Source organism: Variovorax gracilis (genome assembly GCF_030317115.1).
Classification (GTDB): Bacteria; Pseudomonadota; Gammaproteobacteria; order Burkholderiales; family Burkholderiaceae_C; genus Variovorax; species Variovorax gracilis.
The window spans coordinates 69,852-94,774 of record NZ_JASZYF010000021.1 but is presented as its reverse complement, the minus strand read 5'-3'; the positions used below and the strand labels follow the sequence as shown (position 1 = coordinate 94,774).

Here is a 24,923-nt window from a genome sequence, read left to right as displayed (position 1 = left end):
CACATGAAGTCATTACTCGACCTGTTCAAGCAATTCACCCCCGATGAGCATTTCGATGCCATCCGCATCGGCATGGCTTCGCCCGAGAAGATCCGTTCGTGGTCTTTCGGCGAGGTGAAGAAGCCCGAGACCATCAACTACCGGACTTTCAAGCCCGAGCGTGATGGCCTGTTCTGCGCCAAGATCTTCGGCCCGATCAAGGACTACGAGTGCCTGTGCGGCAAGTACAAGCGCCTGAAGCACCGCGGCGTGATCTGCGAGAAGTGCGGCGTTGAAGTCACGCAGACCAAGGTGCGCCGCGAACGCATGGGTCACATCGACCTGGCCGCGCCCTGCGCCCACATCTGGTTCCTGAAGTCGCTGCCGTCGCGCCTGGGCCTTGTGCTCGACATGACGCTGCGCGACATCGAGCGCGTGCTGTACTTCGAAGCCTACGTGATCACCGATCCCGGCATGACCCCGCTGAAGAAGTTCGGCATCATGTCCGAGGACGACTACGACGCGAAGCGCAAGGAATACGGCGACGAGTTCATCGCCAAGATGGGCGCAGAAGGCATCAAGGACCTGCTGGAAGGCATCGAGCTCGACAGCGAGATCGAGAAGCTGCGCGGCGACCTGACCGGCTCCGAAGTCAAGGTCAAGAAGAACTCCAAGCGCCTGAAGGTGCTGGAAGCCTTCCGCAAGTCGGGCATCAAGCCCAACTGGATGGTGCTCGAAGTGCTGCCCGTGCTGCCGCCGGACCTGCGTCCGCTGGTGCCGCTGGACGGCGGCCGCTTCGCGACCTCCGACCTGAACGACCTGTATCGCCGCGTCATCAACCGCAACAGCCGCCTGCGTCGCCTGCTCGAACTGAAGGCGCCGGAAATCATCGCGCGCAACGAGAAGCGCATGCTCCAGGAAGCGGTCGATTCGCTGCTGGACAACGGCCGTCGCGGCAAGGCCATGACGGGCGCCAACAAGCGTGCGCTCAAGTCGCTGGCCGACATGATCAAGGGCAAGAGCGGTCGTTTCCGCCAGAACCTGCTGGGCAAGCGCGTCGACTACTCGGGCCGTTCGGTCATCGTGGTGGGCCCGACGCTCAAGCTGCACCAGTGCGGCCTGCCGAAGCTGATGGCGCTCGAGCTGTTCAAGCCCTTCATCTTCTCGCGCCTCGAAGCCATGGGCATCGCGACCACCATCAAGGCGGCGAAGAAGGAAGTCGAATCCGGTACGCCGGTGGTGTGGGACATCCTTGAAGAAGTCATCAAGGAACACCCGGTGATGCTGAACCGCGCACCGACGCTGCACCGCCTGGGCATCCAGGCCTTCGAGCCCATCCTGATCGAAGGCAAGGCGATCCAGCTGCACCCGCTGGTTTGCGCGGCCTTCAACGCCGACTTCGACGGCGACCAGATGGCCGTCCACGTGCCGTTGTCGGTGGAAGCGCAGATGGAAGCCCGCACGCTGATGCTGGCCTCCAACAACGTGCTGTTCCCGGCTTCCGGCGAACCGTCGATCGTTCCTTCGCAGGACGTGGTGCTGGGTCTGTACTACACGACCCGCGACCGCATCAACGCCAAGGGCGAGGGCCTGGTCTTCTCCGACATCGGTGAAGTCCAGCGCGCGCTCGACGCCAACGTGGTCGAACTCACCGCCAAGATCGCCGTGCGCATCACCGAGTACACCAAGGACAAGGAGACGGGCGAGTTCACGCCGTCGATCTCGCTGGTGGACACGACCGTGGGCCGCGCGCTGCTGTCGGAGATCCTGCCGAAGGGCCTGCCGTTCGCGAACATCAACAAGGCGCTGAAGAAGAAGGAAATCTCCAAGCTCATCAACGTCTCGTTCCGCAAGTGCGGCCTGAAAGAGACCGTCGTGTTCGCCGACAAGCTGCTTCAGAACGGCTTCCGCCTGGCGACCAAGGCCGGTATCTCGATCGCGATCGACGACATGCTGGTGCCGGCCGAGAAGCACGGCATCATCGAGCGTTCCGCCAAGGAAGTGAAGGAGATCGAGCAGCAGTACGTCTCGGGTCTGGTCACCTCCGGCGAGCGCTACAACAAGGTGGTCGACATCTGGGGCAAGGCCGGCGACGAAGTGTCGAAGGTCATGATGGCAAAGCTCTCCAAGGAGAAGGCCACCGATCGCCACGGCAAGGAAGTCGAGCAGGAGTCCTTCAACTCCATCTACATGATGGCCGACTCCGGCGCTCGCGGTTCCGCCGCGCAGATCCGCCAGGTCGCCGGCATGCGGGGCCTGATGGCCAAGCCCGACGGCTCGATCATCGAGACGCCGATCACCGCGAACTTCCGCGAAGGCCTGAACGTGCTGGAGTACTTCATCTCCACCCACGGTGCCCGAAAGGGTCTTGCCGACACGGCGCTGAAGACCGCGAACTCCGGCTACCTGACGCGTCGACTGGTCGACGTGACGCAGGACCTGGTCGTGATCGAGCAGGATTGCGGCACCCACGACGGCGCGTCGATGCGCGCAATCGTCGAAGGCGGTGAAGTGATCGAATCGCTGCGCGAGCGCATCCTGGGCCGTACCGCGGCCGAGGACATCCTGCATCCGGAAACGCGTGCGGTGCTGGCGAAGGCGGGCGACATGCTCGACGAGGACGTGATCGAGGCACTCGAAGCCGAAGGCGTCGACGAAGTCAAGGTCCGCACGGCGCTGACCTGCGCGACCCGTTTCGGCATCTGCGCCAAGTGCTATGGCCGCGACCTCGGCCGCGGCGGCCTGGTCAACAACGGCGAAGCGGTCGGCGTGATCGCGGCACAGTCGATCGGCGAACCCGGCACGCAGCTCACGATGCGTACCTTCCACATCGGTGGTGCGGCATCGCGCGCGGCAGTCGCCTCGAGCGTCGAAGCCAAGTCCAACGGCGTGATCGGCTTCAACGCCACGATGCGCTACGTGACCAACAGCAAGAACGAGCTGGTCGTGATCGCACGTTCGGGCGAGATCATCATCCATGATGAACACGGCCGCGAGCGCGAACGCCACAAGGTGCCGTACGGCGCCACGCTGACGGTCAAGGCCGACCAGCAGATCAAGGCGGGCCACGTGCTGGCCAACTGGGATCCGCTGACGCGCCCGATCATCACGGAATTCGCCGGTCAGACCAAGTTCGAGAACGTCGAGGAAGGCCTCACGGTTGCCAAGCAGGTGGACGAAGTCACCGGCCTGTCGACCCTGGTCGTGATCGACCCGAAGCGCCGCGGCGCTGCCAAGGTCGTGCGTCCGCAAGTGAAGCTGATCGACGCCTCCGGCGCCGAGGTGAAGATCCCCGGCACCGACCACTCGGTGACCATCGGCTTCCCGATCGGCGCGCTGGTCCAGGTGCGTGACGGCCAGGACGTGGGCCCCGGCGAAGTGCTGGCGCGTATTCCGGTCGAAGGCCAGAAGACCCGCGACATCACCGGCGGTCTGCCGCGCGTGGCCGAACTGTTCGAGGCGCGTTCGCCGAAGGACAAGGGCATGCTGGCCGAGATGACCGGTACCGTGTCGTTCGGCAAGGAGACCAAGGGCAAGATCCGCCTGCAGATCACCGACCCGGAAGGCAAGGTCTGGGAAGACCTCGTTCCGAAGGAAAAGAACATCCTGGTGCACGAAGGCCAGGTGGTGAACAAGGGCGAAAGCGTGGTCGACGGTCCGGCGGACCCGCAGGACATCCTGCGCCTGCTGGGTTCGGAAGAACTGGCGCGCTACATCGTGGACGAAGTGCAGGACGTGTACCGCTTGCAAGGCGTGAAGATCAACGACAAGCACATCGAGGTGATCGTTCGCCAGATGCTGCGCCGTGTCGTGGTCGAGAACGTCGGCGATACCAACTACATCGCCGGTGAACAGGTCGAACGCAGCGAGATGCTCAACACCAACGACGCCCTGCGCGCCGAAGGCAAGATCCCCGCGACGTTCACCAACCTGCTGCTGGGTATCACGAAGGCATCGCTGTCGACCGACAGCTTCATCAGCGCCGCATCGTTCCAGGAAACGACGCGCGTGCTGACCGAAGCCGCGATCATGGGCAAGCGCGACGAGCTTCGCGGCCTGAAGGAAAACGTCATCGTCGGCCGCCTGATCCCCGCAGGCACCGGCATGGCCTACCACCAGGCTCGCAAGGTCAAGGACGCCATGGACGAAGCCGAGCGCCGCGCGATCGCCGAAGCGGAAGCTGCCGAGCTGTCCGGTTCCGGCGCCGCAATCGACGACGCGACCACGGTCGACGCCAGCGAAGGCGCTGCTACCGAATAACTGGTTAGCATCACCGGCAAATGACCGGTCTCCAGCGCCCCCCTTCCGCTTGCGGATCGGGGGCTTTTTTCTTCCTGCAACAAGAGTGAGCGGTATGCCCGAATCCTTGCCCTACTGGATCGCCGGCGCCCTTGCGCTCTTCTGGTTTGTGGGTGCTTACAACCGGCTCATGCGCCTGCGCTCAACCGCCTTGCAATCCTATGCGGCGCTCGATGCCACCTTGGTGCGGCAGCTCGATTTCGTTCAGGCCCGCATTGCCGAAGAGCCCCAGACGCCGGGCGAGCAGGCGCTTCCGGCGGCCGCCTCGCTCGACGCCGCGGCCAGCCAGTTGGCGACCCTTCTGGCCACGACGCGCCTGCGGCCGCTCGACCCGGCCGGCATGGCCGGACTCGGCACGGCCATGCACATCCTTGTTGCCGCCTGGCAGCGCATGCATCCCGGTGCGGTGGTCAGCTTCGAGGCCGACGGAACGCTGTCGCGTCCCGCTCCACTCGACGGCACGGACGAGCCGTTCGAAGGCGACGCACCCATGGCCTGGCCCGAGCCTTCGGCTGCTGCGGAAATCGCCCGCGGCCAGTTCAACCTTGCCGTCGCCCAGTACAACGCTGCGATCACGCAGTTCCCGGCCGTGCTGGTGGCGTGGATCATGCAGCTCCGACCGGCGGCCCCGCTGCGCTGACTCCGGCGTGCGCGCGGTCTCCGCGTCCCCGCCATTACCATTCGACCCAAGTTGCCAGATTCTTCAGACTCCACCTCCGCCTCGCCCGGTTCGCCGCCCCTGTGGCGCCAATTGCAGCTCACCGCCTCGGCGCTCGCCTCGATCCGCAGCGGCGTGTCGGGTTCTGTCGCCTTCGAGGCCGTCGACCCGGCCCTGCGCCCCGGCGTGCAGGCGCTCGGTTTCCAGGTGCTGCGCTGGCTCGGCCGCGCCGAAGCGCTGCGCCGCCAGCTCGCCAAGCGCACGCCCCCGCCTGCCGCCGACGCGCTGCTCTGCACCGCCCTTGCGCTGGCCTGGGATGCCGGGCGCTCGCCCTACGAACCTTTCACGCTGGTCGACCAGGCCGTCGAAGCCGCCAAGCGCAATCCGGGCACCCGCGCCCAGGCGAGCTTCATCAATGCCTGCCTGCGGCGCTTCCTGCGCGAGCGCGACGAACTCGTCGCCACCACCGAGCGCGAGCCTGTCGCGCAATGGAATCACCCGCGCTGGTGGATCGAGCGGCTCAAGCGCGACCACCCGCGCGAATGGCAGCGCGTCCTGGCGGCCGACAACATGCAGGCGCCGATGACCCTGCGGGTGAACGCGCGGAAGACCGACGTGGCGTCGTTCCGGCGTGCCCTGGAGGCGAACAACCTGCAGGCCGTGCCGGTCGGCACCAACGGGCTGCAACTGGCGCGAGGCCGGCCGGTCCATCAACTGCCGGGTTTCCTCGACGGCGAGTTCTCGGTGCAGGACGCCGCGGCGCAACTCGCTGCCCCCTTGCTCCTCGATGGCCTCCAGGCGCAAGGACCATCGCCGATGCGGGTGCTCGACGCTTGTGCGGCGCCGGGCGGCAAGACGGCCCACCTGCTCGAATTCGCGGCCCCGGGGGCCATCGAGGTCACGGCGCTGGAGGTCGATGCCGCCCGCAGCCGGCGCATCGACGAAACCCTGGCGCGGCTCGCGATGAACGCCAAGGTGGTCGTAGCCGATGCCTCGCGGCCGCCGCAGTGGTGGGATGGCCTGCCATACGACGCCATCCTGCTCGACGCCCCGTGCACCGCTTCGGGCATCGTCCGCCGGCACCCCGACGTGCGATGGCTGCGCCGGGAAAGCGACATCGAACAGCTTGCGCTCCAGCAGGCGATGCTGCTTGCGGCGCTCTGGCCGCTGGTCCGACCGGGCGGGCGGCTGCTCTATTGCACCTGTTCGGTGTTTCGGGAGGAAGGTTCGCACCAGATTGATGCGTTCCTTGCACACAACACCGATGCCCGATTGCTGCCCTCGCCGGGCCATTTGCTACCCCAAAGCGGGGTGAATACCCGTGGTGTCCCGGACAATCCGTTGGGTGATCACGACGGTTTCTTCTACGCACTGCTCGAGAAGCTCTCACGCTGACCCATCCGGCCCGGCCTGGCTGGCCGTGCTGCTGTTGCTTCTTGCCGTCCTGGCGTGCCTGCCCGGATTGGCGGCCGCCGACCCGCACGGAGCGGCGGTGACCCAGATGCGGCTCGAACAGGCGGACGACGGGGTCTATCTCACCGCCCAGGTCCAGTTCGAGTTGCCGCCCTCCATCGAGGAGGTGCTCGAAAAGGGCATTGCGATCTATTTCGTGGCCGAGGCCGAGCTCTACCGGGAACGCTGGTACTGGACCGACCTCAAAGTTGCACAGGCGACGCGGCACATCCGCCTCGCCTACCAGCCCCTCAGTCGCCGATGGCGGCTCAACGTGTCTCCCGTGCCCATCACCAATGCAGGTTTCGGCGTATCGCTGAACCAGAACTTCGACACCCTGGCCGACGCCCTTGACGGCGTGCGCCGGGTCGGGCGGATGCGGCTCGGCGACGCCGCCGAGATCGGTGACGAGGGCCCGCATCCCGTGACCTTCCGCTTCAGGCTCGATACCTCCCAGCTTCCGCGCCCCTTTCAGATCAGTGCCTTCGGCCAGTCGGACTGGAACATTTCCATCGAGAAGAGTGCCCGCCTGCCGCTGGAGAAGGCGAAGTGAGCACCGATTCGCGCGGTGGCAGCAGGCCGCCGCAGGCGGTGCGGCGCTCCCGCGCCCGCCGCTGGGCCCTGGGCGCCGGCGCAGCGCTGGTCACGGCCATCGGCCTCGTGCTCATGTTCCTGCTGGCGCAGGCCACCAACAACCGCGCCTTCTATGAAAGGAATTACGCGCGCCTCTTCGGCATCAACGTCGTCGTGGCGGTGGTGCTGGTGCTTGTCATCGGTTGGGTGGCGTTCAGGCTCCTGCGGCGTTTGCGGCAGGGCAAGTTCGGCAGTCGCCTGCTGATCAAGCTGGCCGCGATCTTTGCGCTGGTCGGCGTGGTGCCCGGCATGCTGGTGTACGTCGTGTCCTATCAGTTCGTCGCCCGGTCGATCGAAAGCTGGTTCGACGTCAAGGTCGAGGGCGCGCTCGACGCCGGCCTCAACCTCGGGCGCGCCACGCTGGACTCGTTGTCGGAAGACCTGATGAACAAGACCAAGGCCGCCAGCGGCCAACTGGCCAATGTTTCCGACGCCGGCGCCGGCCTCGTGCTCGAACGCATCCGCGACCAGCTCGGCGCGACCGATGTGGTGCTCTGGACCGGCAGCGGCCAGCTCGTGGCCGGCGCGGGCCTGTCGCGCTTCCAGCTCAACCCGGAGCGACCTTCGCCACAGCAACTGCGGCAGGTGCGGGCCGATCGCGCGGTCGCCCATATCGAAGGGCTGGACGAAACGCCCGCCCCGGGCGCTGCCGCGCCGCCGCCGGCCAACGTCAGGGCGCTTGCACTGGTGCAGCGGCAGGGCTTCGAATTCAACACCGAGCCGCGCTTCCTCCAGGTCACACAGCCGCTGCCTCCCGCGGTGGTGGCGAACGCGCTCGCCGTGCAGGAGGCCAACCGCGAATACCAGGAACGGGCACTCGCCCGCGAAGGGTTGCGCCGCATGTACATCGGCACGCTCACGCTGACGCTGTTCCTCGCGGTGTTCGGCGCCGTGCTGCTCGCCGTGCTCTTCGGCAACCAGCTGGCGCGGCCGCTCCTGGTGCTGGCCGATGGCGTGCGCCAGGTGGCGGGCGGCGACCTGCGGCCCACGGCCGTGCTGCAAGGCAAGGATGAGCTCGGCGGCCTCACACGCTCCTTTGCCGTCATGACCCAGCAGCTGGCGGACGCGCGCGGCGCCGTCGAAAAGACCATGGGCGAACTCGACGCCGCCCGCTCCAACCTGCAGACCATCCTCGACAACCTGACCTCGGGCGTGATCGTGCTCGACACCCGGGGCATCATCCACTCGACCAATCCGGGTGCGACCCGCGTGCTGCGCGCGCCGCTGGCCGCCTTCGAGGGCCAACCGCTGGCCGAGGTGCCCGGGCTGGGCGAATTCGCGCAGAACGTGCAGCAGCAGTTCGACGACTTCGAGGTCGAGCGCATGCAGCATGGCCTCGACCATTGGCAGCATGCCTTCGAACTGCACGCCGAAGGCGATGCCATGGGCCAGGACGCCATCAACATCGTGGCGCGCGGAGCCGAGCTGCCGGACTCGGCAAGGCTCCTCGTGTTCGACGACATCTCGGAAATCGTGTCGGCCCAGCGCGCGCAGGCCTGGGGCGAAGTGGCGCGCCGGCTGGCCCATGAGATCAAGAATCCGCTGACGCCGATCCAGTTGTCGGCTGAGCGCCTCGAGATGAAGCTCTCGGGCAAGGTAGCGTCGACCGAGCAGGCGATCCTCACCAAATCGGTGAAGACCATCGTCGACCAGGTCGATGCCATGAAGCGGCTGGTGAACGAGTTCCGCGACTATGCGCGCCTGCCCGCGGCCGACTTGAAGCCGGTGGACCTGAACGCGCTCGTGGCCGATGTCCTGCACCTCTATCCGCCCGACCACCACCCGGGCGTCGCGCTGCGCTTCGAGCTGGATGAGCGCTGCCGGCCGATCCGCGCAGATGCCCAGCAGATCCGCCAGGTCATTCACAACCTGTTGCAAAACGCCCAGGACGCGGCGGAGGTCACCGCGCATCGCACCGGGCAGCCGGGCGAGGTCGTCATCCGCACGCGGCTTTCCGACTCGGGCCAGCGCGTGCGCCTCACCGTGCAGGACAGCGGCACCGGCTTTGCCGAGAACATCCTCAAGCGCGCCTTCGAGCCCTACGTCACGACGAAGTCCAAAGGCACCGGCCTGGGCCTGGCGGTCGTCAAGAAAATTGCAGACGAACACGGTGCGCGGATCGAGCTTTCCAACCGCATCGTCGATGGGGCTGTGGCTGGGGCACAAGTCTCGTTATCATTCGCGCTTGCAGCTGAGCCGCAGGGAGCGGTCGCTTACACCGAAGATTCGAAGTCGTCCATCACCTGACGGACCGGCAAGCGAACCTCTCACTCTATAAGACATACGGCGCATAACTAAGCACAAATGGCAAACATCCTCGTGGTCGACGACGAGCTGGGCATTCGAGACCTGCTCTTCGAAATTCTCAATGACGAAGGCCACAACGTGGAACTCGCCGAGAACGCAGCCGAAGCGCGCGCCGCTCGACAGCGTGCCCGTCCTGACCTGGTTCTCCTCGACATCTGGATGCCTGACACCGACGGCGTGACGCTGCTCAAGGAGTGGTCTGCAGCCGGTCTTTTGAGCATGCCGGTCGTCATGATGAGCGGCCACGCCACGATCGATACCGCGGTGGATGCCACGCGCATCGGCGCATTCGCGTTCCTCGAAAAGCCCATCACCCTGCAGAAGCTGCTGAAGGCCGTCGAACAGGGGCTCGCACGCGAGAGCGCACGCCGCGCCGCGGCCAGCGTGGTGCCGCCCGCGAGCAGCTTTGCCGCCGTGGTCACGACGGTGGGCGACAGCGCGCTGGTGCCTGCCGTGCCGACATTGCCCGCTGCGGACCTGGGGCCGCAGTCCACGCAGAGCTTTGACCTGGACCGGCCGCTGCGCGATGCGCGCGACGGTTTCGAGAAGGCCTACTTCGAGTTCCACCTCGCGATGGAGAACGGCTCCATGACGCGCGTGGCCGAGAAGACCGGCCTCGAACGCACGCACCTTTATCGAAAACTGAAGCAACTCGGCGTCGATCTTTCAAGAGGGCGCAGAAGCGCTGTATAATCGCAGGCTGCACACCAAGGCCCGGTAGCTCAGTTGGTAGAGCAGCGGATTGAAAATCCGCGTGTCGGTGGTTCGATTCCGCCCCAGGCCACCAGTCATAGTCCCTTGCAAATCAACAGGTTAGCAAGGGGCACACAGAAAGCGGCCTCCCAAAAGAGGCCGCTTTTTTGTTTTTCTGTCAATTTTTCTGGCAATCGCCAGTGAAACGACTGCCAAAGACTGCGCGGCAAAGGCCATCGAACAGGGCAGCGATGCGGTCGATTTGCGCGCGAATGCGAAGCGTCGCGAGTAACGGCCGTAACGCGTCTCGAGCTCGGAGGTCCGGTACCGGACCTAAAGAGCTCCGGACGCTCGTTGACTAAAAGCCGCTGACTTCACTCAGCTCCACTCAAGGAGTTGTTTTGAAAGTTTTGTCTCTGTCGTCGTCAGCCCGGGCCGCATTGCCCGATGGCTCCTATCGCGCGGCATCGCCGGCGGCCACCCATGGCGTGCGCATCACCTCGTTCCAGGAGGCGACGCATGGCTAAGCCAAAGTCCAGCGCCTACCAGGAAGGCAAAAAGAAACTCTATTCCGCCCGGCTGCGCCGCGATGGGTATGACGTCTACGTCAGTGGCTTCCGTCTGAAGGAAGACGCCAGCAAGGAGGCCAAGGACAGGCTCGAGGAGCTCGTCGAAAAAGGACAGCCCCACGGGAAAGGGCCGCGCCATACAACGCTCGCGCACGCGCTGCAAGACTACGGGATGACCCGCCTGAAGTTCATGAAGGGCGCGCCTCAGGAGGCGCGGCGCATCAACAAGTACCTGCGTGCGGCCGGGCTGCAGATTCTGGTCATCCAGCCCGTCTCGAACCCCGAGACCCCCAAGGTGCGGTTTCTCGTCAAGCTCAAGGAAGAGACTGCCCAACGCAAGATTCCGAATGGGCTCCACCGTCATCGCGCAAAACTACTGGGAAAGACCGCCAACAGTGATGCCCACCGCGCTTCGCTCGCCACCAAGCGCATGCAGGAGGTCCGGCGCAACGACCTGCAGACGTTCGTCGACGCCATGAACGACGAAGGCGTCGCCCCTGCCACCATCGGGCTGGAGCGCGCGCTGCTGCGGAGGCTCTTTAACTATGCAAGGCGGACTTGGAACTGGGTGTCCTTGGCGGACAACCCGGCCCTCGAGTTGACGATGCCCGCCATCGACAACGGCCGCACGCGCGTGCTTTCCGAGCCGGAACAGGTGCGACTCGATGAGGCAATTGAGGAATGCCGCAATGCACGCGTCGGGCCCGGATGGACCCTGCTTCGGGAAACCGCGATGCGGGCTTCCGAACCCGTGGACGAGGCGCGGTGGTGCGATGTCGACTGGGTCGAGAAGGTCATCAGGTTGCCGGACTCCAAGAACAGTCGCCGCGATGTGCCGTTGTCGCCCGCGGCGCTCCGCGCGCTGGAAGAACTCCAAGCGCTCGGTCCGTACGAGCCTACGGACCGGGTGCTTGATATCTCTTACGAGGCACTACGGGCGGCGTTCAGGCGCGCCTGCGAGCGCGCCGGCGTTGACGGCCTGCGCCTGCAGGACCTGAGACATACGGCCGCGACCCGCCTGGCGTTGAAGACGGGGAACGTCTTTCTGGTCCAGGCGCTCACAGGGCACAAGACTCTGAAAATGGTGGAACGCTACGTCAACGTTAAGGCCAGTGACGTGGTGGCGGTCATGCACAGCCCCGAGGAGCCGACGGGCGGTTCAGCGGGAGAGCCTCCTGTGGCCGCGCCAGTGAACTCACCGCCAGCCGACGCAGCGGCGGGGGCAGGAGCAGGAGCAGGGGTGACGGTGACACTGACCCAGGAGCAACTCGACGCGCTCATGGCACGGGCCGCCGTCGCAGGTGCGGCGGCCGTCACGGCCGCTCACACGCCGCCCGAGTCAAGCGATGCACGCGCCGCGGCCTCTGGCGTGAGCAGGCCGAACTCGGGAGCCGGCAGGCAGCCGGTTCCGACGCCGCGCCAAGGCACCGTCCTGCCTTTTCGGAAGGCCGCCTGAGAGGGTTGCCAGAAATCCGCGCGGACGCCGACAAGCCGCGTGCGCCAGACGCGGCTTGTCGTGGTCAGGAGCGTTGCGATTTGACAGGGACCCGTTGTCGACGCTAGATTCCGCCTCGGTAGCTCTTTCCCGAGTTACGGCTGCGTGTTCGTTCTGTTCCGTGGCTGCCGAGTCCGTTGTTCGCGGCTGGCCGCGACCAGGGTTGTGCCCCAAGGTCGCCCAGCGCCCCGTCGACAACCGGCGGGGTTGGTTCAATCCACGACCGCGCACTTATGGCCATCACCTGCTACATCGACGAAGCCGGCTGCCCCGGAAAACTTCCGGCCGCCAATTCCGAAGTTCAACCTTTTCTTGTCATCGCCGCGCTCGCACTTCGAAGCGAAGACGTCGGCGCGTTCACGCACGAAGTGGTGCGATTGAAGCAGGGCTACCTGAGTGCGCTGACGCCCGGGTGTGGGCCCGCGAGCCTGAGCTTCGAGATAAAGGGGTGCGCGCTGCGCGCGCAGCTTCGACAGGCGGGAACGGCCGAGACGCCGGCGCACCGGCTCCTGGACGGCACGTTCGAAGTTCTGCGGCGCTTCGATGCGCGCGTGTGTGCGCAGGTCACGCCCAAGCCCGCCGGACAAGCGTTCGACGGCAGGGCGACCTATGCCTCGTCGATGCTCCGACTGGCATGCGGTTTTGATGCATGGCTCGGCGAGCAAAACGCTCAGGGGCTGATGATTGCCGACTTCCGGGAGCCCAGCCTGAACGAACTGATGTCGCGCCCGATTCGGGACGCGAAGTTTGGTGCGTCGGATGCGCTGCCGCGCTTGCTCGACGTCCCGGTCTTCGGCCACAGCCAAAGCCACGCCGGGCTCCAGGTCGCCGACTGGATGGCCTCGTCGCTGATATTCGCAGCGGCCTCCGCGCGCCACGCAACGCAACTCAGGGGTCATCCACACCTTCATGTGAACGACCGGGCCATCGCCAAGCGTTATCGCAAGCGGCTTAAAGCCCGGCTGGGGCCGTGCGGCAACGCAACGCATGAGGGCCCCTCGCCGGGCACTTACGACCTGGCCCTGCTGCTGCGCTGAAAGGCCTGGTCGCCGGGGCCTCAATGCCGTGCTGCGCCCTTGGGAGCCCAAGCGCGTTGCTTGGCGAACAGGTGGTCCTGCCATGCGGAGACGGCCTGCTCTGTCCAATAAAGGAAGCGGCCCAGGCGCACGCCCCTTGGGAGCTCGCGAGCAGCAACAAGGTTGTCCACGGTGCGGGTGGACACACCGAGTCTGGCGGCGAGCGCCTTCTTATCGAGCAAGGCGCGAGTGACAGGCGTCGTACCTTCGACGGGCTGGGAGCGGGGGGCGTTGGATTCCATGGTGGTCATAGTTTTAAAGTTGAGGAGGCGAGCCCGCCAAACACGGAGTGCACTGGAGGAGCTCAACAACTTGTAGAACTCAATGTTTAAACGTTTGCACTGAATCGCATCGAATCGCGCGTCGGCATAGTCGAGGTGAAGCTGCTCAAAGGACCGCGTCTCCTGCAAAGAGGACGTGTGCGTTGCCTCACGGTTCGCCGTCGAGGCTCTCTGTGCAGAACGGTGGGCGAGAGCGCGCTCTTTGCAGGTGGCCGTCCGCTTCATGCAAGACACCAGGAATGGCGCAGGCCGGGCCATGACGGTGCGGCCTTGGAGTTCAAGCTAGCAGGAACTTGAAACGCTTCCCGTGGCCACTATGCGCCGATGGCGCATGGACAAAGTCTTGGGTAGGCCAAAGCCCTGTCACGCCGTTGCAGCTGTCCAGTTCCCGGGCCAGGCGCCGCATCAACTAAAAAGGCGGTGCTGTGGAGCTCCGCCGTGTGGAAGGTGATACCGCACCCCGTCTGCAGGGCGGGTGCAGTATCTCCCTAAGTAGTAAGAAATAGAGCAGATGCGTCGACCGTCAGAAAACCCGCGTCGTTGCTGGCTTTCTTGACGATAGGGCGTTCGCGAAATGACGGACTGACGCTCGTGATATGACCCGTCATATCGCGAGCACCCGTCATATCGCGAGCGGGGGGGGCCGCGGCTGGAGACCTCGCCCCCGACGCGAGGCGCTTGATTTCTGCGAGTGCTCTGGCGCGGTCCAGTGTGACAGTCCATTCTTCGAGGCTGTCTATCTCGTCCAGAAACTTTCGGACATCGGAGAGGCGACGTCTGACCGTGCTCTTTGGGATGGGCGCAGGTGTAGGAGTGGCACCGAAATCGGCAAGTGGCCAGAGGCGTTCGACCAACGTGCCGAGGTAGGCCCGGCGGGCCTCGCCGGGCCGCATCCATACGGAGAAGAACGCATGCAAAGCGCGGGCGCCGGGGCTCTGAAGTTGCAGTCGCTCCGTGAGAGAAACCGGCATGTAGTGGGCTTCGCAAATCGCCTCGGCGAGGCGGATGTTGAGCGCGACATGGAGCCGTTTGTCGTCGCCGCGGACCATCGCCAGAAGGAAGGATTGGAAGACCGTTTTTGTGCTCGGGTAATGCTCCCAGACGACGCACTCGCACAGGCGCCGAAGTTGCCCTGCGAGGACCTTCTGCGTCGTACCCCCATGCTTGATTTCGGACAGCGATAGCAACTCGGACCAGGTCGTGGCGAAATGAAGCGTATCGGGTACCTTCCCTACCGTGCCGCGGAAAAGCGCTTGTCGCAATTGCACTTCGGCGGGATGCTGGCTCGCCGAGGTCAACAGGGTCTGATATCGCTGGGCGAGTTCCTGCAGGACCAGCAGTAGCGTTTGCTCCTCAATACCCAGTGCGTCTGGGCCCCTGAACTGGAGGACAAGGCTCTTGTCTTTTGGTGTGTACGACACATCGAGCTTTGGTCTCGGCCCCTTCGGCAAGGGACGGAAGAGCGTGGTGAGGCCGACGGTCGGGTCTTGCCTGACGATGCGGTTGAATTCGGGGCTCATCGTTTGCCTCCGACAGCCGCGTTGTCGGCGAACATCGACGCATTCGCTGCGCCTCGTTGGGGAGCCCCTCTGCGGCGTGTAGGGACGCCCTTTTTGAGCCGCGGTGGGACGACCGCGAGCACCCCGCCTTCGACACGCTGGAGGAGGCTCAGCGGCCGGGGCGCCATGTAGTTGGCTTTGGCGATGTTCAGGCACACGTAGCGCGATACGTCATCCGCTGCGATGTCGTACTGCTTCAGGATGGCGGGTGTTGGCCTCCAGAGGTTGGCCTGCCAGCGAGCAGCGTCGCTCAAGGCCGTGGAGCCTCGCGCGGCGCCGGCCTGGTCTGCGTTGCCTTCGTTGGTGGAGGCACGGTTCGTATGGTGAGCAGCGATGACGGCCGCCCCGGAGCGAGTCGCGAGCTGCTGAAGCAACTGGGCCACAGCATTCATGGCATCGCTCTTGTTTTCGTCGCCTCTGTGGAATTGACGCAATGGGTCGAGCACCACAAGCCGTGCCGACTTGCATACGTCAGCCAAGTCGCTGAAGCTGTCCGTGGGCGCGAAGTCTTCATCCAGTAGCGCTAGGTTGCTCACGCCTTGCAGCGGAAACACCACTAGGTTCGCCTGCAGATGTCGAAGGAACTCGGCGCGGTCGTCCACGGTCATGCTCGGGTCGTCCTTCAAGAGATGCGCGGCGATGGCATGTAGGCGGTGCCAAATGATGCTTGCGGATTCCTCTGCGCATACCATGACCACTTTTGCTGGCGCTCTACGAACGGCGTCGATGTCCTCGAAAAGGCCATCGCACAATGGTGTTCCGGTCGCCAACGCAAAGCACATCTGCAGCAGCAGCGTTGTCTTGCCGCTCCCGCCGGCGGCGGCGCAGACGCCGAAAGTTCCGGCGAGCAGCCCTGGGAGCACTTGGTCGAGGACTGGGGGCGGCGTTGTCAGGACCTTGTGAATGTCCATCGGACGCTCGAAGATGCTGAAGCGTTTGGATGTCGCGCTCATTTTGCGGCTCCCACATCACACCGGTTCGCGCTGACGGGAAACGAGTCGAGCCAGGTTTGGACGTCCTGCTGGCGCCAGCGCAGCAGCTTCGTTCCTGGCAGTTGAAGGCGCGGCGGAACCGCATCCGGATTGCGGCGAAGGTCACGTTTGATGGTGCCGGCACTGCGGCCGAGCACATGGGCGATGTCATCGAGAGTCAAGAGGGGTGTCATTGAGAGGGCTTTCATAAACAGGACACCTGAAGCCCCCTGGGGCCGCGTGGTGCCGCTGAAAGCTGCTTCGCTCTCAGCTCTTGGTATAGCGAGCGATTTATGCCGCGCACACGAATGGCTGCGAGGCTTCAAAGAACGCGTTTTTTTAGTTCCGGCAATGGCGACCGCCTTGCCACTGCGGAGTTTCTGACGCCGGGAGCGTTCGGCGCAGGCCTTGGCCCATGGGTGAGTAGCGTCGTTGCTCTTCCCCGCGGTTCACCCCCCCGGTCATCGCCGGCACAAAGGCAATCGGCCACCGAGGGTGGCCGATTGTTGAATGAACGAGAAGGGGGTTTCCTAAGCCGCGGCGTCCTGCGCGGCGGCCGCTTGCGGGGCAGGCTTGGCGAGTTTCGACGCCTCGAAAGCGATGATGAGGCACGTCCCTGTCGGTTTGCCCTCGCGCGAGAGGTAGTGGTCGACTTTGAGCTTGCCCGTGACTTTGACGAAATCGCCCTTCGCCAGACCCGGGTCGACGTCCTTCATGATGCGCACCGTGTACCACGTTGGGTCGTTGTCGACACCGCGTTGGCTCTCGCACATCCGAAACTCCCAGTATCCCCTGCCAGATGCTCGGGTCTCTTTTTTTTCCGGTTTCGTAGCGCAGTTACCGAATGCTTGCATGCTTGTTTCCTATGATTTGCTGATGGAGCGCCCATCGCCTCCTATAGCGACGTAAATCAATCAGGGTCAGGCGCGCTGGTCAGGAACGGGGAGAGGGGCTTGCGCCAGGGGCCGAGCGAGGCTGGCCGGCGGTAGGGCAGGTAGTTCTCAGCGAACCAACCCTCGGTCGAGAATTCTTCGCCCGCGGCAATGCGAACCTTCGGAAGCCAGATTGGCAACATCTGCACTACGACGTGGCCCAGCACGCATTCCCGCAACGAAGAGCGTCCATCGGCAGCTTTGGCCTTCGCGAGGCCGACCACTTCGAACAGCCCGTCGCCAAGCTCTCGAAGAACACGACTGCTCTGGTTTGTGAGCGCGTTCCCCCTTGTTTCCAGCTTTCCGCGCGCAAGGGCCAGGGCCCGTCCCAGGATGCGGTCCGTCTTCGCCAGGACGACCACGCGTCGCAGCGGCTTTCCGTCGAGCATCGTCGCGCCCACCGTTGCGAACAAGGCGCTCAAGGAGGCCTCGCGCGCCGCGCCCCTCTTGCTGCGGTCAATCTCAAACCAGCTTGCACCGTCCTGTTCATAGGCGACGACGTCGGGGCGCAGCAGGCGCTTCTCCTCCGACTTTCCGACGAACACGCTCACGTTGAGCAAACCTTGGGCGAGCTTGTCGTCCTTGCCTTTGCCTCGATTGAGCTCCCGCAGAAACTCGGCCTCCGTCAGGGCGGTGAGCCCGCGGACCTCGCAACACACAGTGATGAAACTCGCCCAGAGCATGTGCTCGGGATTCGTCATATCGCTCACCCGTCGAACCGACGACGATGCCTCGACTCCGTGCTCTTGCAACAAATCCGCCCCTTTCTTCGTCAATCCGTACACATGCTGCTGCCGGTCGGTGCGGTACCAATGCACAAGCCCGGCCTTCTTCAAGCCCCTCATGGCCTTCTGTGCTGCTGTTAGCGCTGCCTTGAACGGCCGTTCGGGCCCGCAGAGCGCGGCGAGGTCGAACGTCCGGATGACGCGGAATCGATTGAGCGCGGACAATGCTCGGAGCACAGTGGCATCTCGCAGCCGCAGCGGCGACACCACCGTGGTTAGCCCTCGGTCGACACCAGGGCGCGTTGACGTCGAACTAGCTCTGGTCCGTGGCGGCGCCGGGGACACCTCGGTGGCTGAGGCAGCGGACACCGGTGCGGAGGAGTCTGCACCCCGTGGTCGACCGTCTCGACCATCTATGGCGCGGGTGATGTTCTTGGGTGCGCCCGAGGAGGACTCGGAGCCTGTTGGTTGAGCCTGTTGTGGCGTGGTAGTGAGCATGACGGTCCCTATGGGTTGGAGTTTTCGCGGCCGCACTTCATCGCTTGCTCAGCGAGCCTGTGTGGCGTGTTCTCCGTGTAGCGAACCGTTGCGGCACCGCCTCGCATAACAGCGCCCACCAGGCAGCGTCGACCGTCCTTCATGTCCTACTAGGGTTCGCAGCACGGTTGCTCGAGGGCGGGGGTCAACTGTGCTTTCCCCTCGTGCAGCCTCTCGCGCCGGGGGCGCTTGTCTCCGACGTTTTCGTCGCGACGTCCCTCAAGGCCGGCTGTGTCATCTCCCGGCTGCGCCGGTGCGAAACCCGCCGCCGACCAGAACCTTCTTCCAATGCCGCTGTGCTCTCGAGGTCGACGGCTCAACTGTGCTTTCGGCATGCCGTGCTCTCGACGGCTGCCCCACATTTCGAAGGCAAACGTCCTCTCGTCGAACCGTGGGGACCCCGACCGTCTGCCTGACGAGAGGCAAGCCTCTCGCCCTTTCCCGCGATGGCTGCAAGCGCTGGCCGGCGGCGGGTTTCACCCCGCCTCAACCGGGCTGTCGCGAGCAACTGTTCGCCCATTGGCCCTCCCGCTATGCCCCGAGCGACCCGTGCACGCAGCATCTCTCCATCGAGGAACGCGGCTGCACGCCGCGCCGTCCGCCTGCTGATTCTCCGAGGCGATGCCGTCAGGTGCCCTCGGGGCAGACCTGCTTCAAGCCGTTTGCCCAACGACGAGGGCGCCGTCGCGACTGCCGAGGCACAGGATTGAGTCGCGCGCGCCCCAGTGTTTGAAGTCCCTCAGCCCCTGAGGCGCAGGCGGTGGTGCCACGGTGCCTACACGACCAATCAACAACTCAATCTGGAGACAGAAAATGGCATTCATCATCAGGAAAGGCAAGCACTCGGCGCGGCTCATTCGGCGCTCGTGGGTCCCGAAGAACTCGAAGAATGGCAACACCCACGGATACGTGGAGGAGGTCAGCCTTGGCAGCATCCCGCTGACGGCAACGGATTGGCCCCCGGGATTTGCCTCAGACCTCCCGACGGAGATTTCCGCTCTCTCGGTTCGCGAACGGGCGCAGGTGAAGACTGAGGTATTCGACGCCGCAGAGGAGCACGCGGCGAAGCTCAGGCTCGAGGCGGAGGAGCGGGAAGCAGACCCGGCTTGGCGCGTTCGGGAGGCGACTAGATGGCTCGCTGAGGCCGCACCTCTTTGCGAGCAGCGTCCCCTTGACGGGGACCTGTTTGGCGAGCTCCTCGCGGTCATCACGTCTCTCAAAACTGGTGGCGCAGGTGTCGGCTCGAAGGGCGACCCATTGGAAGCGCTGATTCACGCTGCCGAGGTCGCGGCCGCGGCGGTCGCCGGAGGGCTCTACGGCACAAGGCCGGCCGACGGCCCAATGAAGGACACGCCGGTCAGCAATCTCTGGAGCAAGGTGCGCGCTGCCGTGTCCGAGGACGAGGTTGGTAGCTTGAGGACGGCCTTGCAGAGGGCAGGATGGGTGGCAAGGCGCTAGGTGACAGCGATGCCTGAGAAGCGACGCTTCCGTCACGGGGCTCATTGACGTCCTGCGCAGGTTCGGGGCAACCGAAAGCACAGTGCTCCCCCACGGCACGCCGCAAAACAGGCATTTCTTCCTTCTCTCGGCGAAACTTTGCCGGCGACGGGGAGGGCGAAGATGGGGATGCGTTAAGCTAGCGAAATGCGAGCGTTTTACTCACAGGAGCCGTAGATGTCAGTCGGCAAGACGGAAGTCGTCAGCGTAAGGGTGGAGCCTCAAATCAAAGCGGCCCTGCAAGCGGCCGCGGAAAGAGAGATGCGGAGCCTTGCCAATATGGTAGAGGTTATGGTTGTGGCCTATTGCCGGACCAACGGTGTGCCATTGGAAGGGGTCCCCGACAAGACCTTGCCCTCGGCCCGCGCGTCGAGAAGGTAGTGGTGCGCGGGTCTCACCAAGAGCCCCTGTCGGAGCTCGGTTTTCGTTTTGGCATCAATGGTCCGCACGCGGCACGGACCATGATGCTGGAAGACTTTCGCGTGCTGATGGCACACACGCCGGCGTACGCAACGCGAGCAGACTACTCCGCGGCCGTAGTCGACGACAACGTCCTCGGAAAGCCTACTCGCAAAGCGCGTGAGCTTGCATCCAGGCATTTGACGGCCCTGTATGCGTTGGACCTCGCGAACCCAATCTTCAGGGCCTTGCGGCGCTTGTGGCCACTCGATGTTGCTGCCCAGCCGCTTCTCGCATTGGCCGTCGCGCTCGCTCGCGACCCTTTGCTACGCAGTACTCAATCCTTCATCCTCGGGAAGTCCCTGGGTGCTCCCGTCCCCCGTGAGGAGACCGAGGCTTTTCTCGAACGCACGTATCCGGGCCGATTTACGCCGGCCTCACTGAAGTCCTTTGCACAGAACGTGGCTGGGACCTGGACGGCGGCGGGTCTTCTCCATGGACGCGTACGTAAGACCCGGTCCATGGTTCAGCCGCATCCCGAATCCGTCACGCTGCTGCTATTCCTCGGGTACTTGGAAGGTCGGACCGGCCAGCGCTTGTTCTCATCTGAATGGATGAGTTTGATTGGATGCTCACCGGATGAAATAGAGGCGCTTGCAAATTTGGCGTCACATCGAGGATTGCTTGTGTTCATGAACGCCGGCGGTGTCAAGGAAGTGCGTTTCCCTGACTACCTCTCCCCCGAAGAAGAACGAATCCGACAGGAGGTTTCGCATGTCATCTAAGGTTGTCAAACTGGTGTCTGCCTATGGCCAGCACCTAACGGTTCCTTGGCAGGCCGGCCTCGCGGCAATTCAGCGCGTGATATTCGCGGTCTACGACAAGGCCGATGAGCTTCGCCTGCGCGCCAATGTCGGAGAGTTTGAACTCGCCACACAGCAGGCCGGCAAGCGGTGGTTGCTGCTGGACGTGAGCAACGCCTTCCCTGAGTGGATGTCAGCGCAGGAGTACCGCGATGCTTACTTCGAGGCGCCTGAAGACTTGGCCGGGTATCAAACGGGCGAACTCACCGAGTTCGTGGCCGACCTTATCGCCAAGCTGAAAGCGCGCATCTCGGAAGAGGCCAGCCCCAATATGGTTGTCGCCTTGCTGGGCGTCGGAACGCTGTTCGGCCTGGCCCGGGTGTCGTCCGTGGTCGAGGGCATCAAGGAGGCTGTCGAGGGGCGGCTGCTGGTCTTCTTCCCCGGCGAGTACCACCCGGAAAACCACGCCTACCGGCTGCTGGATGCCCGAGATGGTTGGAACTACCTGGCCGTACCGCTGCTGGCCAAAGACTGACTCAAGCACAAAGCGCACGCATCAGAACAAGGACAAGCATGCTGAACAGAGACATCTACAACAAGGCCCCGAAGGAAAACCGACTCGTCAACAACGGCGTGGCGGAGGTCTCGGAAGACCACTCTGCCGCCGCCCAGGACATCCTCCGCTACGAGCTCGAGACCTTTGTTTGCGACGGGCAGTACGAGAAGGGGCTCGAGACCATTCTCGACAAATTCCTGGTTAACCTCGACGCCGGCACCGAGCAGCCGGGCGTCTGGATTTCCGGCTTCTACGGCAGTGGCAAGTCGCATCTGGCCAAGATGCTTCGCACCCTGTGGACCGATTACCAGTTCAGCGACGGCGCCACCGCTCGAAGCCTTGCCAAGCTGCCCACTGGCGTGTTCGAGCACTTGAAGGAGCTCAGCACCCAGGGCAAGCGGCACGGCACCCTGCACGCCGCCGCCGGTAAGCTCGGTGCCGGTGCCGGCGACAAGGTGCGCCTGGCGCTGCTCGGCATCGTGTTCAAGTCCAAGGGCCTGCCCGAGCAGTACAACCAGGCGCAGCTTGTCCTGTGGATGAACCGCGAAGGCATCCTGCCCACGGTCGAAGCGGAGCTGAAGGCGGCTGGGCGCTCGCTGGTCCAAGAGCTGCCGCACATGTACGTGTCCAGCCACCTTGCCAAGGCACTGCTGAAGGCCCGCCCCGACCTCGCACACACCGAGGCCGACGCCCGTAAGCTGCTCAAGGAGCAGTTCCCGCAGGTCTCCGACGTCACCAGCGAGCAGATGACCAACGCCATCGAGGCGGCACTGGCGGTGGATGGGAAGTTCCCATTGACGCTGGTGGTGCTCGACGAAGTGCAGCAGTACATCGGCGCCGACGCCGAAAAAGCTTTCCAAGTCCAGGAGGTCACCGAGACCCTGTCCAAGCACTTCAACGGCAAGTTGCTGTTCGTGGGCACGGGCCAATCGGCCCTGTCCGGCATGCCAAACCTGCAGCGCTTAATGGGCCGCTTCCCGGTGCAGGTGATGCTTGGCGACTGGGACGTCGAGAACGTCACGCGTCAAATCATTCTGGCCAAGAAGCCTTCGGCACAGCCCGAGGTCGAGCACGTCTGGCGCGCCAACCTCGGCGAAATCTCTCGCCACCTGAGGGGCACCAAGCTCGAACACGTCACCGACGACGAGGACGTGATGACGTCCGACTACCCGCTGCTGCCGGTACGTCGCCGATTCTGGGAACGCGTTCTTCGGACCATCGACACCACCGGCACAGTGTCCCAACTGCGCAGCCAACTTCGCGTGGTGCACGAGGCCGTTTTGGATACGGCGGACGCTCCACTGGGTCATGTCGTTTCCGGCGACTTCCTGTACGACCAAATTGCCGCGAACCTGGTCTCTACCGCGCAACTGCCGAAGGAAGTGTTCGAGAACGTCCAGCGTTTTGCGGCCGGCGACGCGCATGCACAGCTCAAGGGTAAGCTCCTCAAGCTCATTTATCTCATCAACAAGCTGCCCGCCGATGCCGCGATGGATATTGGGCTAAAGGCGACAGAAGATGCGCTGGCCGACCTTCTGGTGACCGACCTAGCGGCAGGCTCGTCCGAGCTGCGCAAGCAGCTGCCCGCATTGCTGGATGAACTGCAGAACAAGGACCGCCTAGTCATGGCCCTGGTCGGCGGCAGCGGAACCGAGTTCCGCCTGCAGACTCGTGAATCTAGCGCCTGGTACGACGAGTTCCGTGCCCAAGAGGCGGAGCTTAAGGCCGCCCCACAGCGAGTAGAGCAGAAGCGTGCCGACCTGCTCAAGGGCCGCTTTGGCGAGGTGCTGAAGAAGGTCCGTGTTGTCCAAGGCAAGGACAACGTCGAACGCCGTCTGACGCCCACCTATGACGACACCCTGCCGAAGGACCACGACAAGGGCTTGTATCTGTGGATTCAGGATGGTTGGCAAACGGAGGAGAAATCCGTTGTCGCCGAAGCCAAGGCCAAGAGCTCTGAGAACCCCACGCTGTTCGCCTTCCTGCCTGCGCAGCACAAGACCGAGTTGACCAACGCCATCGTCGCGCTGGAAGCGGCGCGCACCACGCTGCAGAAGAAGGGCAGCCCGTCGACCGAGGAAGGCCGCGACGCCCAGCGCTCGATGGAGAGCCGACAGCGCACAGCTGAGAAGGAGCTGGCAGAGTTGCTGGAACAGCTACTAGCTGGCGTGCGCGTGTTTCAGGCCGGTGGGCAGGAAGCGCAGGACGGCAACGACCTGGCCGACCGCATCAACCGCGCGGCCAAGTCCTCGGCAATCCGCCTGTACAGCCAGTTCGACGCAGCCGACCACGACATGTGGAGCAAGGTGCTCGACGAGGCGCGAAAAGGCAATCTGGAAGCTCTGAAGTTTGTGGGCCACACCCAGGAGGCAGATAAACATCCGGTCTGCCAGAAGTTGCTCGCCTACATCGGCCCCGGCAAGAAGGGCGCCGAGATTCGGGACAACTTCGAGGCGCCGCCCTTCGGTTGGCCGCGCGACGCCATCGACGGCGCGCTGTACGCGCTGCTGGCTGCCGGCCACATCAAGGCTGCCGATGCCAGCTCGAAGGCCGTGGACGCCAAGAGCCTGGACCGCGCCAAGCTGACCCAGGCCAGCTTCCAGCGCGAGAGCGTCAACATCACGCCGCCGCAGCTCATCAAGATTCGCTCGCTCTTCAGTGCCGTGGGCGTCCCTTGCCAACCTAAAGAAGAGCTCGTGAAGCTGCCGGCTCTGTTAGCCAAGCTGCGCGACCAAGCTACCAAGGCCGGCGGCCCTGCGCCCGCGCCTGAAGCCCCGAAGCTGGCCGCGCTCGAAGCCATCGAGGCTCAGACCGGCAACGCTCAGTTGCTCGAGCTGTTCACCCGCTATGACGAACTGGTCGGGCTGTCCAAGAGCTGGACCAAGACCGCCGACGACATGGCCAAACGCTTGCCCGTATGGCACAAGCTGAACGACCTGCTGCGCCACTCCAAGGCGCTCGGGCCCTACGCGACGCTGAAGGCAGAGGTGGGCGCCATCTCGGCCCAACGCACCCTGCTGGCTGACCCGGACCCGGTGCGTCCGCTGCTGGACAAGACGGTGGACCTGCTGCGCCAGGCGCTGAATGCCAAGCTCGATGGTTTCCAACAGACCTTCGCCGAACAGCAGGCCCAGCTTCATGCCGACGCAGACTGGAAAAAACTCAATGACACCCAACGAGTGGACCTTGGCGCCCGGCACCACCTGTCGGCGCCTAGCATGCTGCAGCTCGGCACGCCCGAGCAACTGCAGGACGCCCTGGACGACTGCGACCTGGACCACTGGGTCTCCAAGACCCAAGCGCTGCCCAGCCGATTTGAGGCCGCGCGCCATGCGGCCGTGCAATTGCTGAAACCTAACGTCGTCCACGTCACGCTGCCCAAGCGGACGCTGAACGACCAATCCGAGCTGAAAGCCTGGCTGGCCGAGGTGGAGGCCCTGTTGGACGCCAAGCTGAAACAAGGGCCCGTCGCGCTCTGAGCGAAGGCACAAGAAGGCCAGGT

At 64.3% G+C, this 24,923-nt stretch carries 19 protein-coding genes and 1 tRNA gene; 14 read left to right on the top strand and 6 right to left on the bottom strand.

All coding sequences use genetic code 11. The features are described 5' to 3' along the window. Positions 1–3: 3 nt before the first annotated feature. The 10 genes from rpoC to QTH97_RS27305 all read left to right on the top strand — a co-directional run bounded on the left by rpoC (position 4) and on the right by QTH97_RS27305 (position 13,122). A complete protein-coding gene (rpoC, locus tag QTH97_RS27350; protein WP_286571673.1) occupies positions 4–4,239 on the top strand; it encodes a DNA-directed RNA polymerase subunit beta' in 4,236 nt (1,411 codons plus the stop codon). Between the two features lie 94 nt (positions 4,240–4,333). Next, positions 4,334–4,918, top strand: coding sequence for a lema family protein (locus tag QTH97_RS27345; protein ID WP_353655657.1), 585 nt, complete (start codon positions 4,334–4,336; stop codon positions 4,916–4,918). A gap of 33 nt (positions 4,919–4,951) precedes the next feature. Beyond that, positions 4,952–6,331, top strand: a complete 1,380-nt coding sequence (rsmB, locus tag QTH97_RS27340; protein ID WP_444813477.1) for a 16S rRNA (cytosine(967)-C(5))-methyltransferase RsmB — start codon at positions 4,952–4,954, stop codon at positions 6,329–6,331. Positions 6,332–6,398: 67 nt separating this feature from the next. Next, on the top strand, positions 6,399–6,941 hold the full coding sequence (locus tag QTH97_RS27335; RefSeq protein WP_286571670.1) for a DUF4390 domain-containing protein: 543 nt from the start codon (positions 6,399–6,401) through the stop codon (positions 6,939–6,941). After that, positions 6,938–9,268, top strand: coding sequence for a sensor histidine kinase (locus QTH97_RS27330; protein ID WP_286571669.1), 2,331 nt, complete (start codon positions 6,938–6,940; stop codon positions 9,266–9,268). Before QTH97_RS27335 ends, QTH97_RS27330 begins: the two co-directional genes overlap by 4 nt. A gap of 57 nt (positions 9,269–9,325) precedes the next feature. After that, positions 9,326–10,021 (top strand): response regulator, encoded by a 696-nt coding sequence (locus QTH97_RS27325; RefSeq protein ID WP_286571668.1) that lies wholly within the window; start codon positions 9,326–9,328, stop codon positions 10,019–10,021. Positions 10,022–10,039: 18 nt separating this feature from the next. Next, positions 10,040–10,115 (top strand) — tRNA-Phe (locus QTH97_RS27320). A gap of 307 nt (positions 10,116–10,422) precedes the next feature. Further along, on the top strand, positions 10,423–10,548 hold the full coding sequence (locus QTH97_RS27315) for a hypothetical protein (protein WP_286571667.1): 126 nt from the start codon (positions 10,423–10,425) through the stop codon (positions 10,546–10,548). After that, positions 10,541–12,046 carry a tyrosine-type recombinase/integrase gene (locus tag QTH97_RS27310; RefSeq protein WP_286571666.1) on the top strand — a complete coding sequence of 502 codons (1,506 nt, stop codon included), beginning with the start codon at positions 10,541–10,543 and terminating at the stop codon, positions 12,044–12,046. Before QTH97_RS27315 ends, QTH97_RS27310 begins: the two co-directional genes overlap by 8 nt. A gap of 272 nt (positions 12,047–12,318) precedes the next feature. After that, positions 12,319–13,122, top strand: coding sequence for a DUF3800 domain-containing protein (locus QTH97_RS27305; protein ID WP_286571665.1), 804 nt, complete (start codon positions 12,319–12,321; stop codon positions 13,120–13,122). Between the two features lie 20 nt (positions 13,123–13,142). Here the strand turns inward: QTH97_RS27305 and QTH97_RS27300 are convergent, their stop codons facing one another. From QTH97_RS27300 to QTH97_RS27275, 6 genes are all read right to left on the bottom strand, one after another. After that, positions 13,143–13,667 (bottom strand): helix-turn-helix transcriptional regulator, encoded by a 525-nt coding sequence (locus QTH97_RS27300; protein ID WP_286571664.1) that lies wholly within the window; start codon positions 13,665–13,667, stop codon positions 13,143–13,145. Positions 13,668–13,930: 263 nt separating this feature from the next. Then, a complete protein-coding gene (gene repC / locus QTH97_RS27295) occupies positions 13,931–14,962 on the bottom strand; it encodes a replication protein C, IncQ-type (protein WP_286571663.1) in 1,032 nt (343 codons plus the stop codon). Next, positions 14,959–15,912 (bottom strand): helicase RepA family protein, encoded by a 954-nt coding sequence (locus QTH97_RS27290; protein ID WP_286571681.1) that lies wholly within the window; start codon positions 15,910–15,912, stop codon positions 14,959–14,961. Before QTH97_RS27290 ends, repC begins: the two co-directional genes overlap by 4 nt. 38 nt (positions 15,913–15,950) lie before the next feature. Beyond that, a complete protein-coding gene (locus QTH97_RS27285) occupies positions 15,951–16,154 on the bottom strand; it encodes a helix-turn-helix transcriptional regulator (RefSeq protein WP_286571662.1) in 204 nt (67 codons plus the stop codon). A gap of 348 nt (positions 16,155–16,502) precedes the next feature. After that, complete coding sequence (locus QTH97_RS27280; RefSeq protein ID WP_286571661.1) at positions 16,503–16,826, bottom strand: single stranded DNA-binding domain-containing protein; 324 nt, start codon at positions 16,824–16,826, stop codon at positions 16,503–16,505. Between the two features lie 56 nt (positions 16,827–16,882). Beyond that, complete coding sequence (locus QTH97_RS27275) at positions 16,883–17,854, bottom strand: replication-relaxation family protein (RefSeq protein WP_286571660.1); 972 nt, start codon at positions 17,852–17,854, stop codon at positions 16,883–16,885. Positions 17,855–18,979: 1,125 nt separating this feature from the next. Here QTH97_RS27275 and QTH97_RS27270 point away from each other — a divergent pair. From QTH97_RS27270 to brxC, 4 genes are all read left to right on the top strand, one after another. Next, positions 18,980–19,624: a hypothetical protein gene (locus QTH97_RS27270; RefSeq protein WP_286571659.1), complete on the top strand. Its 645-nt coding sequence runs from the start codon at positions 18,980–18,982 to the stop codon at positions 19,622–19,624. A gap of 500 nt (positions 19,625–20,124) precedes the next feature. Continuing rightward, complete coding sequence (locus QTH97_RS27265; protein WP_286571658.1) at positions 20,125–20,847, top strand: hypothetical protein; 723 nt, start codon at positions 20,125–20,127, stop codon at positions 20,845–20,847. Beyond that, positions 20,837–21,400: a BREX protein BrxB domain-containing protein gene (locus QTH97_RS27260; protein ID WP_286571657.1), complete on the top strand. Its 564-nt coding sequence runs from the start codon at positions 20,837–20,839 to the stop codon at positions 21,398–21,400. The genes QTH97_RS27265 and QTH97_RS27260 overlap by 11 nt, the downstream gene beginning before the upstream one ends. 38 nt (positions 21,401–21,438) lie before the next feature. Beyond that, positions 21,439–24,900, top strand: a complete 3,462-nt coding sequence (gene brxC / locus QTH97_RS27255) for a BREX system P-loop protein BrxC (protein ID WP_286571656.1) — start codon at positions 21,439–21,441, stop codon at positions 24,898–24,900. The last annotated feature ends 23 nt before the right edge of the window (positions 24,901–24,923 follow it).

Bases quoted from the DNA above. Each gene is read 5' to 3' on its own strand.
- rpoC (WP_286571673.1), top strand. From the start codon at position 4: ATGAAGTCATTACTCGACCTGTTCAAGCAATTCACCCCCGATGAGCAT.
- QTH97_RS27310 (WP_286571666.1), top strand. From the start codon at position 10,541: ATGGCTAAGCCAAAGTCCAGCGCCTACCAGGAAGGCAAAAAGAAACTC.
- QTH97_RS27305 (WP_286571665.1), top strand. From the start codon at position 12,319: ATGGCCATCACCTGCTACATCGACGAAGCCGGCTGCCCCGGAAAACTT.
- QTH97_RS27260 (WP_286571657.1), top strand. From the start codon at position 20,837: ATGTCATCTAAGGTTGTCAAACTGGTGTCTGCCTATGGCCAGCACCTA.
- repC (WP_286571663.1), bottom strand. From the start codon at position 14,962: ATGAGCCCCGAATTCAACCGCATCGTCAGGCAAGACCCGACCGTCGGC.
- QTH97_RS27325 (WP_286571668.1), top strand. From the start codon at position 9,326: ATGGCAAACATCCTCGTGGTCGACGACGAGCTGGGCATTCGAGACCTG.
- QTH97_RS27280 (WP_286571661.1), bottom strand. From the start codon at position 16,826: ATGCAAGCATTCGGTAACTGCGCTACGAAACCGGAAAAAAAAGAGACC.
- QTH97_RS27265 (WP_286571658.1), top strand. From the start codon at position 20,125: ATGATGCTGGAAGACTTTCGCGTGCTGATGGCACACACGCCGGCGTAC.
- QTH97_RS27270 (WP_286571659.1), top strand. From the start codon at position 18,980: ATGGCATTCATCATCAGGAAAGGCAAGCACTCGGCGCGGCTCATTCGG.
- QTH97_RS27300 (WP_286571664.1), bottom strand. From the start codon at position 13,667: ATGAAGCGGACGGCCACCTGCAAAGAGCGCGCTCTCGCCCACCGTTCT.
- brxC (WP_286571656.1), top strand. From the start codon at position 21,439: ATGCTGAACAGAGACATCTACAACAAGGCCCCGAAGGAAAACCGACTC.
- QTH97_RS27290 (WP_286571681.1), bottom strand. From the start codon at position 15,912: ATGGACATTCACAAGGTCCTGACAACGCCGCCCCCAGTCCTCGACCAA.
- QTH97_RS27345 (WP_353655657.1), top strand. From the start codon at position 4,334: ATGCCCGAATCCTTGCCCTACTGGATCGCCGGCGCCCTTGCGCTCTTC.